This window comes from Bacillus cereus group sp. BfR-BA-01349 (genome assembly GCF_022663795.1).
GTDB lineage: Bacteria > Bacillota > Bacilli > Bacillales > Bacillaceae_G > Bacillus_A > Bacillus_A cereus.
In genome coordinates, this window is record NZ_JAKUGE010000127.1 from 1 (window position 1) to 350 (window position 350).

Here is a 350-nt window from a genome sequence, read left to right on the forward strand (position 1 = left end):
ATCAAACTCTCCAATAAAGTTAGTTTGTCTAGCATCTAAAATAAAAATTGACGTTTCACGTTGTTTGTTTCGTTCAGTTTTCAAAGAACTAATGGTGGAGCCTAGCGGGATCGAACCGCTGACCTCCTGCGTGCAAGGCAGGCGCTCTCCCAGCTGAGCTAAGGCCCCAAACAAGTATCGGGAAGACAGGATTTGAACCTGCGACCCCCTGGTCCCAAACCAGGTGCTCTACCAAGCTGAGCCACTTCCCGAAAGAAAACGCGCCCGAGAGGAGTCGAACCCCTAACCTCTTGATCCGTAGTCAAACGCTCTATCCAATTGAGCTACGGGCGCATATGGTGCCGAGGGCG

Annotated in this window: 3 tRNA genes; all 3 read right to left on the minus strand. The window is 51.1% G+C overall.

The window, feature by feature from the left end:
* Positions 1-92: 92 nt before the first annotated feature.
* Positions 93-168, minus strand: a tRNA-Ala gene (locus MR169_RS28065).
* 9 nt (positions 169-177) lie between these two features.
* A tRNA-Pro gene (locus tag MR169_RS28070) sits at positions 178-251 on the minus strand.
* A gap of 8 nt (positions 252-259) precedes the next feature.
* Positions 260-333, minus strand: a tRNA-Arg gene (locus tag MR169_RS28075).
* Positions 334-350: the final 17 nt, after the last annotated feature.